Origin of the sequence: Rhizobium sp. NLR10b, assembly GCF_019685435.1 — a bacterium.
GTDB lineage: Bacteria > Pseudomonadota > Alphaproteobacteria > Rhizobiales > Rhizobiaceae > Rhizobium.
Genome location: NZ_JABDWV010000006.1, coordinates 224824 through 240203 on the forward strand (window position 1 = coordinate 224824; position 15380 = coordinate 240203).

At 62.1% G+C, this 15380-nt stretch carries 12 protein-coding genes; 9 read left to right on the plus strand and 3 right to left on the minus strand.

Features of this window, described 5'->3' with window-relative positions; translation table 11 throughout:
* Window positions 1–130: 130 nt before the first annotated feature.
* On the minus strand, window positions 131–700 hold the full coding sequence (gene efp / locus HJB91_RS11930) for an elongation factor P (protein WP_008528334.1): 570 nt from the start codon (window positions 698–700) through the stop codon (window positions 131–133).
* Between the two features lie 146 nt (window positions 701–846).
* Here efp and epmA point away from each other — a divergent pair, with 146 nt between their 5' ends.
* From epmA to HJB91_RS11975, 9 genes are all read left to right on the plus strand, one after another.
* Window positions 847–1908 (plus strand): EF-P lysine aminoacylase EpmA, encoded by a 1062-nt coding sequence (epmA, locus tag HJB91_RS11935; protein ID WP_221154809.1) that lies wholly within the window; start codon window positions 847–849, stop codon window positions 1906–1908.
* Window positions 1905–2957, plus strand: coding sequence for a lysine-2,3-aminomutase-like protein (locus tag HJB91_RS11940; protein ID WP_210632718.1), 1053 nt, complete (start codon window positions 1905–1907; stop codon window positions 2955–2957). Before epmA ends, HJB91_RS11940 begins: the two co-directional genes overlap by 4 nt.
* A 262-nt stretch (window positions 2958–3219) precedes the next feature.
* Window positions 3220–3471, plus strand: a complete 252-nt coding sequence (locus HJB91_RS11945; protein WP_221154810.1) for an acyl carrier protein — start codon at window positions 3220–3222, stop codon at window positions 3469–3471.
* Complete coding sequence (locus HJB91_RS11950; RefSeq protein ID WP_210632720.1) at window positions 3471–4652, plus strand: acyl-CoA dehydrogenase family protein; 1182 nt, start codon at window positions 3471–3473, stop codon at window positions 4650–4652. Before HJB91_RS11945 ends, HJB91_RS11950 begins: the two co-directional genes overlap by 1 nt.
* Window positions 4653–4656: 4 nt before the next feature.
* On the plus strand, window positions 4657–5565 hold the full coding sequence (locus HJB91_RS11955) for an amino acid--[acyl-carrier-protein] ligase (protein WP_210632721.1): 909 nt from the start codon (window positions 4657–4659) through the stop codon (window positions 5563–5565).
* Window positions 5556–6536: a DUF1839 family protein gene (locus HJB91_RS11960; RefSeq protein WP_210632722.1), complete on the plus strand. Its 981-nt coding sequence runs from the start codon at window positions 5556–5558 to the stop codon at window positions 6534–6536. Before HJB91_RS11955 ends, HJB91_RS11960 begins: the two co-directional genes overlap by 10 nt.
* 16 nt (window positions 6537–6552) lie before the next feature.
* Window positions 6553–9033 carry a glycosyl hydrolase 2 galactose-binding domain-containing protein gene (locus HJB91_RS11965; RefSeq protein ID WP_221154811.1) on the plus strand — a complete coding sequence of 827 codons (2481 nt, stop codon included), beginning with the start codon at window positions 6553–6555 and terminating at the stop codon, window positions 9031–9033.
* Window positions 9034–9075: 42 nt separating this feature from the next.
* Window positions 9076–10254, plus strand: coding sequence for a glycosyltransferase family 4 protein (locus HJB91_RS11970; RefSeq protein WP_221154812.1), 1179 nt, complete (start codon window positions 9076–9078; stop codon window positions 10252–10254).
* Window positions 10255–10448: 194 nt separating this feature from the next.
* Window positions 10449–13760: an oligosaccharide flippase family protein gene (locus HJB91_RS11975; protein WP_221154814.1), complete on the plus strand. Its 3312-nt coding sequence runs from the start codon at window positions 10449–10451 to the stop codon at window positions 13758–13760.
* 22 nt (window positions 13761–13782) lie between these two features.
* On the opposite strand, the gene HJB91_RS11980 is transcribed toward HJB91_RS11975, so the two are convergent.
* Both HJB91_RS11980 and HJB91_RS11985 read right to left on the minus strand, forming a co-directional pair.
* A complete protein-coding gene (locus HJB91_RS11980) occupies window positions 13783–14961 on the minus strand; it encodes a glycosyltransferase family 4 protein (protein ID WP_221154816.1) in 1179 nt (392 codons plus the stop codon).
* 145 nt (window positions 14962–15106) lie between these two features.
* The gene (locus HJB91_RS11985) at window positions 15107–15343 is read right to left on the minus strand and encodes an Lrp/AsnC ligand binding domain-containing protein (RefSeq protein WP_075225001.1); all 237 of its coding nucleotides are present in this window, start codon (window positions 15341–15343) and stop codon (window positions 15107–15109) included.
* Window positions 15344–15380 lie beyond the last annotated feature (37 nt).

Sequence of the window (15380 nt, forward strand, 5' to 3'; positions counted from 1 at the left end):
ATTTTCGGCAAAACGAGCCGTCCGAAACAATCGCGCGCTGCGAGTGGACGCGGCATCGATACTTGCTTGCATTCCACATTTCAGTGAGAGGCCGGCTTGAGCCGGCCTCCTGAATGGATGAAAACCAGGATCAGTCCTTGGCGCGTTCGACGTAGGAATTGTCTTCCGTCGCGATGACGACGCGGGTGCCGGCGTCGATATGCGGCGGGACCGAGGTGCGGATGCCGTTGGAGAGCATGGCCGGCTTGTAAGACGAGGATGCCGTCTGGCCCTTGACGACCGGTTCGGTCTCGACGATCTCGAGCGTGACGTGACGCGGCAGTTCGAGCGCCAGCGGAATGCCTTCATGGATCGACAGGATGCAGGTCATGCCTTCCTGGAGATAGGCCTTCTGGTCGCCCATGGTTTCCTGGCTGACGACCACCTGGTCGTAGTTGGCAGGGTTCATGAAGTGGAAGCCTTCGCCGTCTTCATAGAGATACTGGAAGTTGACGTCTTCGACGAAGGCGCGCTCGACCTGTTCGGTAGTGCGCCAGCGCTCGGAAACCTTCACGCCGTCGACGATGCGGCGCATGTCGACCTGAGTGACCGGCGTGCCCTTGCCCGGATGAAAGTTCTGGGCGGTGAGAACGACGTAGAGCTTGCCGTCCACGTCGAGAACGTTGCCCTTGCGGACCGAAGAGGCGATGACCTTGACCATAAGACTTCCTTGTAACTCGGCTTTCGGCGTCGTAGAGGACTGTCGAGACGCCCCAAGACGCAAATGTTTTTCTTTGGGGGCGCAACTAACCTAAAATCCGGGAAATAGCCACCCCATACCGGCTTCTCCGGTGAAGAAAGCTTGGAATGAACTTTTCGGCCAAAGCGTCCCCCTGGTGGACCCCGTCGGTGCATGCCGACCGCCGCCCGTTCCTGATCGGGCGCAATGCGATTCAGGCGTCGTTGCGCGGGTTTTTCGCGCGTGAGGATTTCATCGAGGTCGACACGGCGGTGCTGCAGGTCTCGCCTGGCAACGAAGCGCATCTGCATGCCTTCGCGACGCAAGCGATAACGACGGACGGTCAGACGGCGCCGCTCTACCTGCACACCTCGCCGGAATTCGCCTGCAAGAAGCTGCTTGCGGCGGGCGAGCAGCGTATTTCCTGCTTCGCCCATGTCTATCGCAACCGCGAGCGCGGGCCGCTGCACCATCCCGAATTCACCATGCTCGAATGGTACCGGGTCGGTGAAAGCTATGAGAGCCTGATGATGGATTGCGTGCGGATCCTCGCGCTCGCGGCTGAAACGGTGAAGACGCCGATGCTCGCCTATCGCGGCGCCGAGAGCGATCCCTTCGCAGGGCCGGAGCGGATCAGTGTCGCCGAAGCCTTCGAGCGCCATGCCGGCATCGATCTTCTTGCCTCCGTTGCCGCCGACGGCTCGACCGATCGCGACCATCTGGCGGCCGAACTCAGGCGCGTCGGCATGCGTGTGGCCGATGACGATGGCTGGGCCGACCTGTTCAGCCGGGTGTTGGTCGAAAAGATCGAGCCGCATCTCGGCTCCGGCCGCATCACCATCCTCGACGAATATCCTGTCTCCGAGGCCGCACTTGCGCGTCCCTCGGCACGCGACCCCCGGGTTGCCGAACGTTTCGAGCTCTATGCCTGCGGCGTCGAGCTTGCCAACGGCTTCGGCGAGCTCACCAATGCTGCCGAACAGCGCCGGCGCTTCGAGATCGAGATGGCCGAGAAGGCGCGTATCTATGGCGAGACCTATCCGATCGACGAGGATTTCCTCTCGGCACTGTCGCTGATGCCCGAGGCAAGCGGCATCGCACTCGGCCTCGACCGGCTGGTGATGCTGGCGACGGGGGCTTCGCGCATCGACCAGGTGCTCTGGGCGCCGGTTGCGGAGTATGGAAGATGAATGTCGTCAAACCGGTGAAGAGCGTCGACGATCTGGTGAAGGCCGGGCTTGCCGGGCCTGCCGATCGCGCAACGCTCGAGGCGGTGGCCGCGCGTTACGCCATTGCCCTGACGCCGGCGATGACCAGGCTGATCGACCGCGCCGATCCTGATGATCCAATTGCCCGACAATTCGTGCCTGATGCGGCCGAACTCATCGTCGCGCCCGAAGAACGCGCCGATCCAATCGGCGATCACGCCTACAGCCCGGTCGATGGCATCGTGCACCGTTATCCTGATCGGGTGCTGCTGAAGGCCGTGCATGTCTGCCCGGTCTATTGCCGCTTTTGCTTCCGCCGCGAAATGGTCGGGCCGCAGGGTTTGGGCACGCTCGATGCCGCGGCGATGCAGGCAGCCTTCGATTACATCGGGAGCCATCAGGAGATCTGGGAGGTCATCCTGACCGGCGGCGACCCGCTGGTGCTTTCACCGCGCCGCCTCCGCGACATCATGGAGGCGCTCGCAGGCATTGCGCATGTGAAGATCGTGCGTTTCCATACGCGCGTTCCCGTCGTCGATCCGGAGAAAATCGACGCGGCGCTCATCGCCGCGCTGAAGGCGAGCGGCAAGACGGTCTATGTCGCACTGCACGCCAACCATGTCAGAGAGTTGACGATGGAAGCGCGGGCGGCCTGCGCGCGCCTCGTCGATGCCGGCATCGCAATGGTCAGCCAATCGGTGCTGCTCAAGGGTATCAACGACGATTCCGCAATTCTTGCCGAACTGATGAAGGCTTTCGTCGAGATGCGCGTCAAGCCTTATTACCTGCATCATCCCGATCTCGCGCCCGGCACCAGCCATTTCAGGCTGACGATCGAGGAGGGGCAGAGGATCGTGGCGGCGCTGCGCGGTCGGATTTCCGGTCTCTGCCAGCCGACCTACATTCTCGATATCCCAGGCGGTCACGGCAAGGCCGTCGTCAGCGGAAGCACCGTTCGGGCAACGGGCGAGGGATGTTATTCCATCGCGGATTATCGCGGCGGCGAACATTCCTATCCGCCGGCGGATTGACCTGAAACGCCACTTTCCGTGTCATTTCTGTACTCGTCACGCCGGAAACGACATTGGACATGGGCGATGAAATTTCATCAAGACGTTGAGATCAAATATCTATTTCTGCTTTCGCAGGAAGGATCGCTAAAATCCTAACTATGAGGAACAATCATCTTTAACCCAACAAATTAGCGGAATGTTCTGTTTTCCGCACTAAAAGAACGCTCATGACAAGGCGATGAACGCCGGTTCGGGATCATGAGAATCTTGGAGTGATGGGATGAATACGACAATCCGCGACCTCGTAGCCAAATTCGGCAAGCTTCCTGTAGCGATCGACCAGGTCGCCGACGACGCCGATCTTTATGCGGCGGGTCTGACGTCCTTTGCCTCGGTGCAGCTGATGCTCGGCATCGAAGAGGCATTCGATATCGAATTCCCCGACAATCTTCTGAACCGCAAGTCCTTCGCGAGCATCGCGGCCATCGCCAAGACGGTCGATATCATCCGGGACGGCCGGAAGATCGCCTGATGAACTTCCCCGTCAAGATCATAGAGGACGGTGTTGTCGCACGGGTTGCCCGCGTCGCCGCAATCGCGGCCAAACACGCGGATGCCGTCGACGTCGAAGGCCGCTTTCCCCGGGAAGCCGTGGATGCGATGAAGGCCGAGAGGCTGCTCGGCATCCAGGTGCCGCGCCAGCTCGGCGGTGAATCGGCCTCGACCACCGAAATCGCCGAATTGTGCTCGATGCTCGGCCAGGCCTGTGCGGCAAGCGCCATGGTCTTCGCCATGCACCACATCAAGCTGTCGAGCCTCGTGGAACACGGCGCCGACAGCGAATGGCACTGCGACTTCATGCGCCGCATCGCGGCCGACCAGCTCTTGATCGCCTCGGCCACCACCGAGGGCGGCATCGGCGGCAACCTGCGCAACAGCATTTGCGCGATCGAGGTCGACGGCGATACCTGCAGCCTCGAAAAGGATGCGACCGTCATTTCCTACGGCTCGCATGCCGACGCTATCCTCATCACTTCGCGCAGCCATCCGCAGGCAGCCTCCTCCGATCAGGTGCTGACGGCCTTCCTCAAGGACCAGTACACGCTCGAGAAGACGCATGCCTGGAATACGCTCGGCATGCGCGGCACCTGTTCCGACGGCTTCCTCTTCAAGGGCCGGGCGCCGGCGCGGCAGATCCTGCCGAAGCCCTTCGCTGAGATCGCGGCGCAATCCATGCTCGCTTCCTCGCATCTGCTCTGGAGCGGCGTCTGGTACGGCATCGCGGTCGATGCAGTTGCGCGCGCCCAGGCCTTCGTGCGCGCCGCTGCCCGCAAGGCGCCGGACGCCCAGCCGCCGGGCGCGCTGCGCCTCGCCGAGGTCTCGAACCTCCTGCAAATGGTGAAATCCAACGTCGTTGCCGGCCTCAAGGCCTATGAAGACGCCAAATCAGATCCGGACAGGCTGTCGTCGATGGGATTTGCGGTGGCGATGAACAACGTCAAGATCGCCTCTTCCGAGACGATCCTGGAGATCGTCAACCATGCGATGCTGATCTGCGGCATCATGGGCTACAAGAACGGCACGCCCTTCAGCCTCGGACGCCATCTGCGCGACGCCCATTCCGCTCAGCTCATGATCTCGAACGACCGCATCCTCGGCAATACGTCGAGCATGCTTCTCGTCCACAAGCAGGACACTAGCCTACTGGGGTAAAGTCATGGATATGCAGACCTCGTTCCTGGACCGGCTCTTCGAGTCCGGCCTGCTGATCGATACCGGCGTTGATGGTCTCTATGGCCGCAGCGGCCAGTTCGAAGATGTCATCACCGCCTTCGAACGCCTGATCGATACGTTCGGCGGCGCCGACGGCGCCGAGGCGATGCGTTTCCCGCCGGGCATGAACCGCGCGCTCTTCGAAAAGAGCGGCTATATGAAGAGCTTTCCGCAGCTTGCCGGCACGGTGCACAGCTTCTGCGGCAGCGAGCTCGATCATATGAGCCTGCTTGAATGCATGGAGGTCGGCGACGACTGGACCAAGGATCAGAAGGCGACCGATATCGTGCTGACGCCGGCTGCCTGCTATCCGCTCTATCCGACGGTTGCCAAGCGCGGCAACCTGCCGAAAACGGGAGGCCTCTTCGATCTGCAGTCCTACTGCTTCCGCCATGAGCCGTCGAAGGACCCTGCCCGCCAGCAGCTATTTCGCATGCGCGAATATGTCTGCATGGGAACGGAGCAGCACGTCACCGATTTTCGCCAGAAATGGATGGACCGCGGCGTCGAGATGATGAAGCAGGTCGGCCTCGATGTGACCATCGATGTTGCCAACGACCCGTTCTTCGGCCGTGCGGGCAAGATGATGGTCAACAATCAGCGCGACCAGAACCTGAAGTTCGAACTGCTGATCCCGATCACGTCGACCGCCAATCCGACGGCCTGCATGAGCTTCAATTACCATCAGGATTCTTTCGGCCTGAAGTGGGCTCTCAATCTCGAAGACGGCAGCGTCGCGCACACCGCCTGCGTCGGCTTCGGCCTGGAGCGCATCGCGCTCGCCCTCTTCCACCATCACGGCCTCGACGTAAAGCAATGGCCGGCCAGCGTCCGGAAAACGCTATGGGGCTGATGAGCTCGATGGGATCGGTTTTCCCGGCGATCAGCCCGGAAACCTATCGGCAGCACGCGCTGCATGCCGGCGAGCGTGCATGGCCGGAAACCAATTGTTATATCGATCTCTGGATCGAGGTATTGAACACCTTGGGCGTCGCGCCCGAGGCGATGCTGGGTTTTACCCTGGCACAGGATTTTGAGGGTGATCAATTCACCTTCTTCAAGGTACCGCTCGAAGATCTCGAAGCGCTCTACGGCATCCGCGCGACCGAACTTGCGATCTACGACCGTGTCGAACGGCATGTCGAAGTGCAGATCGCGCGGGGGCGTCTCTGCCTGGTCGAGATGGATTCCTTCTACATGCCGGATACGCGCGGCACCGCCTATCGGCAGGAGCACGGCAAGACGACGGTTGCGATCAACCGGCTTGATGTTGCGGCAAAGCGCGTCGAATATTTTCACAATGCCGGCTATTTCCAGCTCGAGGGTGAGGATTTCGATGGGCTGTTCCAGCTGCAGCTGACGGAGAGCGATCCGCCGTTCCTGCCCTATACGGAATTTGCACGGTTTCCGGAAAGGCCTGCCGACGAAGCGCATCTTCGCGCGACCGCGCGGCGGCTTGCCGGCTTTCACTTCTCCAGGCGCCCCCGCCAAAACCCGATCCGCGCCTTCGCCCGCGTCTTCCCGCAGCAGGTGGAAGCGGTGGCGGAGCGGCCGTTCGGCTTCTTCCATAAATATGCCTTCAACACGCTCCGTCAGGTGGGCGCCAATTTCGAGTTGGCCGCTGATTATCTGACCTGGCTGTCCTCAGCCGAATACGCGGTGGCCGCCGAGGATGCCCGGCGCATTTCCGACGCGGCGAAATCCGTACAGTTCCAGCTTGCCCGCGCTGTCGCCCGCAGGAAGTTCGAGCCGCTGCAGGCGGCACTTGATCCGGCCGCCGATGCATGGGATTCCATGATGGCATCGCTTGCGGAGCGAATCTGAGGCCGGAGATCAGACAATGCGGGGGCGTTTGGCAAGCATCGGAGCTCGGGAAAGCGTGCTTTCCGAAGGCTGGAACCTGATCCTGACGGAGCCGGGGGCCTGCGCCGTACCGCACGATATTCATCTTTCCGCGCAGTTCATTCCTGCGCCCGTTCCTGGCACCGTTGCGGCAGCGCTTGAAAAAGCCGGGCTCTTCGACCGGGAAAATCCCGAACCGTTGAATATGAAGGACGCCTGGTATCTCTGCCGGCTTTTTGATGCCGAGCCTGGCGAAGCCATCCTGCGTTTCGGCGGGCTGGCCACAATTTGCAATGTCTTCCTCAACGGTCAGGAAATCCTCTTTTCCGAAAGCATGTTCACGGCGCATGAGCTCCCGGTGACGCTTTCGGGTGGCGACGAGCTGGCGCTCTGCTTTCGGGCGCTCGGCCCCAGACTGTCCGAACCCGGTCCGCGGGCGCGCTGGCGCCCGCAGATGATCACGCCGGCGGGCCTGAAGAATTTCCGCACGACGCTGCTCGGCCATATGCCGGGCTGGTGCCCCGATATTCATGCCGTCGGTCCGTGGCGGCCGATTTCACTGGTGCAACGCGATACCGTATCGATCGACAATGTCTCCATCCGCGCGGTCCTGGAGGAGAGCGGCGTCGGCCGGCTGAGCGTTTCTCTGCATAACAATGCCGAAGATCCGGCAATGCTGCTGCGCTGCGGCGGCATGGAACAGCCCTTCGAGAAGATTGGCGCCAATCATTACTCGGCTATCCTCAAGCTGTCCGACATCGAGCCCTGGTGGCCGCATACACACGGCACGCCGCGTCTCTATGATCTGACTCTGGTTTCCGACGGCGAGGAATATTCGCTCGGCAGCACCGGCTTCCGGCGCATCGACGTCGACCGCGGTGCGGATGGCGAAGACTTCGCGCTCCTCGTCAACGGCGAGCGTGTCTTCTGCCGCGGCGCGGTCTGGACGACCGCCGATATTGCGCGGCTGCCGGGCGGGCGGGAGGATTACGAGCCGTTTCTGCGGCTTGCCGCCCAAGCCGGCATGAACATGATCCGCATCGGCGGCACCATGGTTTACGAGACGCCGGATTTCTTTGCGCTCTGCGACGAACTCGGCCTGCTCGTGTGGCAGGATTTCATGTTCGCCAATTTTGATTATCCGCGCAACGACAAGGCCTTTCTCGGCCATGTGCATGCCGAGATCGAGGAATTCCTGTACGGCGTCCAGGCGTCGCCTTCCCTTGCCGTTCTCTGCGGCGGCAGCGAGATCCATCAGCAGGCGGCGATGCTCGGCCTGCCCATGGAATTCTGGAGTGGACCGGTGACCGACGAAATCATTCCGGCCATCGCCGCACGCATGCGTCCCGACGTGCCCTATGTGCCGAATTCGCCCCATGGCGGAGCGATGCCGTTTTCGCCCAATTCCGGCATTGCGCATTACTACGGGGTCGGCGCCTATATGCGGCCGATTGCCGATGCCCGCCGCGCCGATGTGCGCTTTGCCTCCGAAAGCCTCGCCTTTGCGCATGTGCCGCAGCAAAGGACGCTGCAGCGCTATCTCGACGTGCCCGCCGTCCACAGCCCCCAGTGGAAGGCGCGGGTGCCCCGCGACCGCGGCGCATCGTGGGATTTCGAGGATGTTCGCGACTTTTACCTCGAGCTTCTCTACGATTTCGACCCGGCCCGTCTGCGCCGCGAAGATCAGGAACGCTATCTCGACTTTTCCCGTGCCGTGACCGGCGAGGTCATCGAAGAGACCTTCGCCGAATGGCGGCGCAAGGGCTCCGGCTGCAACGGAGCGCTCGTCTGGACGCTGCAGGATCTGCTGCCCGGCCCCGGCTGGGGCGTGATCGATTCCACCGGCGAGCCGAAACCCGTCTGGTATGCGATGCGACGGGCCTTCCGACCGGTTCAGGCAGTCTTCACCGATGAGGGGACCAATGGTCTCGACGTGCATGTCGTCAACGAGACGGACACCGACCTTGACCTGGAACTCGAGATCGCCTGCCTGCGTGATGGAAAACAGCAGGTCGTCAGCGGCAACATGGCTTTCAGACTGGATGCAAGGAGCGTGGAGCGCTTTGCCTCGACCGCGCTGTTCGGCGCCTTCTTCGATACGACCTATGCCTTCCGTTTCGGCCCGCCTGCGCATGATGCAAGTGTGGCGCGCCTGCGCTCCCTCGCCGATGGCGCCGTCCTCGCGGAAAGCTTTCATTTCCCCTGCGGACGCGGAAAGGCACTGCACGACGCCGGCATCGAGGCATCGCTCGGCAGAGACGGCGACAGCTGGGTCGTCGACCTCAGGACCGACCGGCTGGCGCAATCGGTGCATATCGACGTCGAAGGCTACAGGGCTGACGACGACTGGTTCCACCTTGCTCCCGGCCCCGTACGGCGCGTGAAGCTCTCCGCGCTGTCCGGCACAGAGAGCGATGTTCAGCCGACGGGCGAAATCAGAAGTCTAGGCAGTTCGCGTCGCGTCGGGCTCGCGGGCTGAGGCTCGTAGGGAACAACGCAAGCTCACCGGAAAGATCGTGATTTGAGAACGATATACCGCTATCTGCGCGCCCATCTCCTGCAGCGGCTGATCCCGCGGTCGCGTCTCGCCTTCAACCCGCGCAAGCCGGTCGAAATCGTCGGCTATCTCTCGATGCCCGTTGGGGTCGGTGAATCGGCAAGGCTCTGTGCCGGGGCGCTTTCCCAAGCGGGACGGGCGATTTCGCTCTCAGACGTCAGCACGCATCCGGATGAAAAATCCTTTGCCGGCTTGGTGTCGTCGCATCTTTCGGCCGAACCGCCGGGAAGCCGTATCTGGCATCTCAATCCGCCGATGCTGCCACGCGCCATCCTGAAGATGGGCGTCGCCAATTTCACCCGCGCCTTCAACATCGGCTATTTCGCCTGGGAGCTTGAAGTCGTGCCGGCGGAATGGCGCTACGGGTTGCGTTACATGAATGCCATCTTCGTCCCCTCGGAATTCACCAGGCGGACGATTGCACCGCTGACGGCGGCGCCCGTCATCGTGGTTCCGCATCCCGTCACCGAGAAGCCGGCCGCAGAGGGCATACGGGAGAAGTTCGGCATCGAGAAAGATGCCTTTCTCGTCAGCTTCATCTTCAGCGCCGGCTCCTCGATCAATCGGAAGAACCCTCAAGCGGTGATCGAAGCTTTCAGACTGTTCAGCGCCGAATGCCCGAGCGCCTTTCTGCTGATGAAGGCGAGCGGCGATATCGGCAAGGATCAGGGCTTGCGCGAAGTGATTGCGTCGGTCGCCGGCGATAGTCGTATCCGGATCGTCACCGACAAGCTCTCGAACACCGAGATCAGCGGCCTCATCCGCTCCTCCAATGCCTATCTCTCGCTGCATCGCTCGGAAGGCTTCGGGCTGACGGTGGCCGAGGCGATCATGTATCGCACCCCTGTGATATCAACCGCCTGGTCGGGCACGGAAGATTTCTGCGACCCCGTGAACAGCTGGCTGGTCGCCTCTCCCCTCATTCCCGTCGTCGATTCCCATCCTGAATTTGCAGGGCTGCCGGGCGCGGTTTGGGCGGATCCCTCTCCTGAAATCGCGGCCGCCCATCTCGGCGATATCTTCCGTGCGCCCGAGCGCGCACGAGAGAAGGCCGGGAAGGCGCGGGAGTTCCTGCTGCGCTACCTCTCGGAGAACAGCTATGAAAAGGCGCTCCAGAAGCTGGCGGCGATGCAGGTCAGCTAAGGTGAGGTCGCCACTCCGCTTTATTTTAACATTTTCGCATTAGTGATGACGGGCATGCGAGTGCAAAACATGTTGCGCAAAGGTGTGCAGCGGTTTTGCGATAACGACGTGCGTAAAGACAAGAACATGAAGCGCGAGGAGCGAATCTCTGAAAGATCGCGACGCGCCTTAAGCTGACCCCCGCGGATGGACAGATGTCGAAGGGTATTATCGCAAATTCGGTGATGAATGCGGCGGCAGGCATGCTGCTGCTGCTGACGGGTTTCGTCTCCTCGATCATCACCGCGCGCCTGCTTGGGCCGGAAGCCAACGGCATCGTCGCCTTCTCGCTGTGGCTGGTGATGACGGGCGCCTCGATCGCCGAGCTCGGCTCCAGCATCACGCTGCTGAAGACCCTGCCGCAGCTTTCGGCGGAGGGCTATGACGCGCGCCGCCGGCGAGGCTTTGCCGCCATCCTCGTCAGCTTCATGATGTTTTCGACGGTGCTGCTGCTGGCGCTCTACGCCCTGTTCTTCCTGACCTCCGAGGAGATGCACTGGGCGAAAACCGCGCCCTCCGTCGCGCTCGTCACCGGAGTGCTGTTTTTCGTCCAGGCGATCGGATCTTTCGTCAAATTCTACCTGATCGGCGAAAAGAGGCTAGGCAGCTTCTTCAAACTGACCGTCGCCGTCTCTACCTTGCAGCTCGCCGGTGTCGCCGCCGGCGCCGTCCTCTACGGAGTCGAAGGCGTTCTCGTCGGTTATGCGCTCGGCCAGCTCGTGCTGTTTTTCGCCACACTGCCGATCCTTCTTGCACGGCGCGACTGGTGCGGGGTTTCACTCAAGTATCTCGCCTCCTCCTCCATCATCCTGTCGATCCAATTCATCATCGATTCCATTTTCCTCAACCGGCTCGAACTGCTCTTCCTGCAGCAGTTCTGGTCGGTGGAAATGGTCGGCTATTATGCCGTCGGTCTGTCGATCGCCAACATCGCGCTGCAACTGCCGATCCAGATGACCGGCAGCCTGCTGCCCTATTATTCCGAACGGCGGCACAGCAGCGACGATTCGACCTTGCCGGTCGAGGTCTTCGCCGCCGTCACCCGCAGCATGGCCTATATCGTGCTGCCGATGAGCCTCGGGCTGGCCGCGATCTCCAGCGAACTGGTGCTCGTGGTGTTCGGGGAAGCCTTCCGCCGCAGCGGCACGGTGGTCGCGCTGCTCGCGCTCGTCGCTCCCGCCTACACATTCATGCAGATCCTCAGCCTCTATCTGCTGTCAATGGACAAGGCCCGCTCCCGCCTCAACATCAGTGTGATAGGTGGCCTGCTCATGGTAGGGGGTTGTTTACTGATCGTACCTAGGCTCGCCGCCGAGGGGGCCGCAATCGTACGCATTCTCGTGTTCGTTGCGATGTCGGTGATGATGATCAGACAGACAGGATTCGGGTCCCAGCTTTCGGGTCTCTACGCAAGCCTGACGAAGGTGACGCTCGCCTCCGTCTTGTGCGCCTGCGCGGCGATTTCAGTGCTGGAATTCGTCCATGGCCCGATCGGCCTTATCTCCGCGATCATCGCCGGCACGCTCGCACATTTCGCCGCACTCCGCGTGCTGCGTGCCGTGCCCCTCGAGGATGTCGAGGTGATGCGTTCCATTGTCGAAAAGATGCCGTCGGTGCTGCGGCGGCCGGTCGGTCGTGTGATCGACTTCATTGCGCCGGGGCGCCCCGGCGATCCCGATCGCGCCAAGGTCGCGCCTGGCGAACTTTCGCTCGAACCGGCCGAAGGTGCCGGCCGCAACGCCGCCCTGCCCGTTGTCTTCGATGGCACGATCGGGCTGTTCATGCCGGAAAATCCTGAAGCCGGGAAGCGCTCGGCTGCGGTGCTCTTCGTCAGCCCATGGGGCTTCGAGGAAATGTGCAGCCGCAAGTTCTTCCGCGTCGCGGCCGAACATTTCTCCGATATCGGCGTACCCAGCCTGCGCTTCGATTACCGCGGCACCGGCGATGCGCTCGATTTCGGAGCGCTGCCGGCAAGGCTGGAAACCTGGGAAAACTCGATCCGCGCGGCGGCCGCCAAGCTGAAATCGCTGACCGGCTGCGACCGCATCATCCTGATCGGCCAAGGTCTCGGCGCGACCCTTGCCCAGCGCATCGGCTCCTCGATCGAGGGCGTCGACAGCCTCGTCATGCTGGCACCGGTGCTAAGCGGCCGCGCCTATATGCGTGAACTCAACATGTGGTCGAAGATCATCGACGCCGATCTCGGCCTCGGCCAGCAGCACGTGCAGGCTGCAAAGGTGCAGATCGCCGGGCTTGTCATGCCGGAAGAGATCGCCGCCGAGCTCGGCAAGCTCAACATCGCCGCGCCGCAGGGCCTGGCGGCGCCACGCTACCTGATCCTCGAACGCCCCGTCAGGGCCGAGGATACCGGATTTGCCGATGCGCTGCAGGCGCTTGGCGCCAATGTCGAGCAGAAAGTGTTCGACGGCTATGACGAGCTCGTCACCAATCCGCTCTTCGCCAAGACACCCATGGCCGTCGTCGAGCTTCTGACGGCTTGGCTGAAGACAGCGACCGCGGAGACATCCGCCGCTCATTCGCCGGCAGCGATCGAAACCACGCCGCTTGCCGGCGAAGGTTTCCTGGAAACGCCGGTGCGTTTCGGAAGTCACGATCATCTGGTCGGTGTCGTCAGCCGGCCGCTCGGCGAGATCAAGGGCAATGCCGTGCTCTTCCTGTCGACCGCCTATGACCGGCATGCCGGCTGGGGGCGGACGACGGTGGACATGGCGCGCGAACTCGCCCGCCAGGGCGTCGTGTCGCTGCGCTTCGATTCCGCCAATGTCGGCGACAGCCCGCCGCGGCCGGATGCGCCGGAGCAGGTGCTTTATTCGATGACACAGACCGACGATGCGATCGCCGCGCTCGATCTGCTCGAAAGCATCGTTGCCGGCCCCGTCATGGTCGCCGGCCGGTGCAGCGGCGGCTATGTCGCCTTCCGCGCCGGCGTCGCCGACGAGCGGCTGAAGGCGGTCGTTTCGATCAATCCCTTCGTCTATTACTGGGATCCGAAGGTGCCGGTGCGCCGCGAGCATGTCGTCTCCGTGCCCCGCAGCCTCGACGATTACGGCCAACGCCTGGCGCGGCTCGACACGCTGAAGCGGCTACTGCGCGGGCAGGTGGACGTGGTGTCGGCGCTGCGCAATATCGTCATCGCCGGCGGTCGGCGGCTGTCGCCCTTCGTCGCGCCATTGCTCGAACTGCTTCCCGACCGGCGCCATATCGCCCGTGAGGTCCGGCAGTCCTTTGCGCTGTTCGGCAAGCGCAAGGTGCCGCTGACGCTGATCTACAGCGAAGGCGACGTCGGCCTCGACCATGTCTATTTCCATTTCGGCCCGCGCGGCGCCAGGCTTTCCCGCTATCCGAACGTGCGGCTGCTGATGCTGCCGGATGCCGACCACAACCTGACGCCGCCGCAATCGCGCAAATTCGTCCTCGACGAGATCATACGTCTCGCGCGAGCGTAAGCGGGTCTTCTGTCGGGGTAGGTCAGAGGCTTTCCGCCGCGGCGATATCAAGCGATCTGTAGAGATCGATGTAACGCCCGGCGACGATATCCCAGGAATAGCCGCGCGCGGCGTCGAGAAGCTCCGAGCGAAGGGCATCCGGTTGGCCCGCAAGGCTGTCATAGGCCGATTCCATGGCCGTCGCGGCAGTCTCGGGACTGGTGAAATCGGCAAGCCTGATGAGGGAGTGCCGATCGGCGAGCGTCTGAAAGGCGTCGTTGGCGTTCAGCACCGGCAGCAGGCCGGCGCTCATCGCCTCCAGCGCGACCAGCCCGAAACCTTCATATTCCGAGGCGGAGGCGAAGAGCGAGGCTGCGATGATGATGCGGCGGATGGCATCATTGTCTGGCGACACATGCAGGGTGACGCGGCCGGTCAGGTCCCGGCTTTCGATCTCACCTTCGATATCCACCCGATTACGGTCGGATTCGGCCCCAACGATGTCGAGATGCCATTCCGGATCGCGGCCCTTCAGGACAGCCATCACGTCAAGCAGATGGTCCAGCCGCTTGTTCACCGAAAACCGGCCGATGGTGACGATGCGACGCCTTGCCAGGCGTGAGGCGGTGTCGGCGAACTTGCCGATATCGGCGCCGTTCTCGATCAGCACGCTATCCGGCACAATCTCGGAAAACTGCCTAAGATCGGAGGCGCTGCAGCAGACCACGCGGCAATAGGCCCTCGCCGAGGCGCGGGTCAGAGTGCGGAACCATATCTTCTTGATCGCCGCGTATTTCCGAGTGTGGAAGAAACCGCCATGGGTGGTGACGATCATCGGCTTGCCGTGCAGCATCCGGCCCCAGGCGAGCGCATCGAAGAAGAAGTCGATGGCATGGACGTGCACGAGATCGGCGTCGCCGAGATGACGAAAAACCTGCGGCGCCAACGGATAACGGCTGCTGCCGGACCACGGGATGCGCACCACCTCGATGCCGTCGATATTCTCGCAAGCCGGCAGCTTATCTTCAGGCGCGGTGAACAGCGAGTTCAGCGTGACGACGCGGACACGATAGCCACGCCGGCGGGTCTGGCGGCTGAGATTGGCGACGACGTCTTCCAGGCCGCCGCGATTGGGCAGGAACTGGCGCACGACATGGACGATCAGCGGAGCCGATTGCGGCTGCGGATTCTCGCGCCCCCTATCTGCCTCGACGATCGCCATTTTCCACCTATCGCTGCGCGTGCCAAACGCGTGTTGGCGCGGATTTATAGCAACGACCAGATATCTCCGACGTTAAGGCGTGGTTTCAGCAACGTCCTGCGGAAGCGATTCTTCGCGAAAAGGGTTAATCGTGTCTGACGGGAGTTCAGAAGGCTTTGAAGGTGAGCGTTGTCAGCGACCGGACGATGCCTGGAATATTGGCGATATTGTCATTGATGAACTTGCCGATATCCTGACCTTCCTCGATATAGATCTTCAACAGCAGGTCGTAATCGCCGCTTGTGGAATAGAGCTCCGAGACCAGCTCGGTCTGGTAGATGGCGTCGGCGACCTCATAGGTCTTGCCGGGGGCGCATTGGAGCTGGACGAAGATCGGCTTCATGGAAATTTCCTGCAAAGTTGTTTGGCCCGCATAATGG

What these genes read in the sequence shown, in the direction of transcription:
- efp (WP_008528334.1), bottom strand. Translation starts at nt 700, where the DNA reads ATGGTCAAGGTCATCGCCTCTTCGGTCCGCAAGGGCAACGTTCTCGAC.
- epmA (WP_221154809.1), top strand. Translation starts at nt 847, where the DNA reads ATGAACTTTTCGGCCAAAGCGTCCCCCTGGTGGACCCCGTCGGTGCAT.
- HJB91_RS11940 (WP_210632718.1), top strand. Translation starts at nt 1,905, where the DNA reads ATGAATGTCGTCAAACCGGTGAAGAGCGTCGACGATCTGGTGAAGGCC.
- HJB91_RS11945 (WP_221154810.1), top strand. Translation starts at nt 3,220, where the DNA reads ATGAATACGACAATCCGCGACCTCGTAGCCAAATTCGGCAAGCTTCCT.
- HJB91_RS11950 (WP_210632720.1), top strand. Translation starts at nt 3,471, where the DNA reads ATGAACTTCCCCGTCAAGATCATAGAGGACGGTGTTGTCGCACGGGTT.
- HJB91_RS11955 (WP_210632721.1), top strand. Translation starts at nt 4,657, where the DNA reads ATGGATATGCAGACCTCGTTCCTGGACCGGCTCTTCGAGTCCGGCCTG.
- HJB91_RS11960 (WP_210632722.1), top strand. Translation starts at nt 5,556, where the DNA reads ATGGGGCTGATGAGCTCGATGGGATCGGTTTTCCCGGCGATCAGCCCG.
- HJB91_RS11965 (WP_221154811.1), top strand. Translation starts at nt 6,553, where the DNA reads ATGCGGGGGCGTTTGGCAAGCATCGGAGCTCGGGAAAGCGTGCTTTCC.
- HJB91_RS11975 (WP_221154814.1), top strand. Translation starts at nt 10,449, where the DNA reads ATGTCGAAGGGTATTATCGCAAATTCGGTGATGAATGCGGCGGCAGGC.
- HJB91_RS11980 (WP_221154816.1), bottom strand. Translation starts at nt 14,961, where the DNA reads ATGGCGATCGTCGAGGCAGATAGGGGGCGCGAGAATCCGCAGCCGCAA.
- HJB91_RS11985 (WP_075225001.1), bottom strand. Translation starts at nt 15,343, where the DNA reads ATGAAGCCGATCTTCGTCCAGCTCCAATGCGCCCCCGGCAAGACCTAT.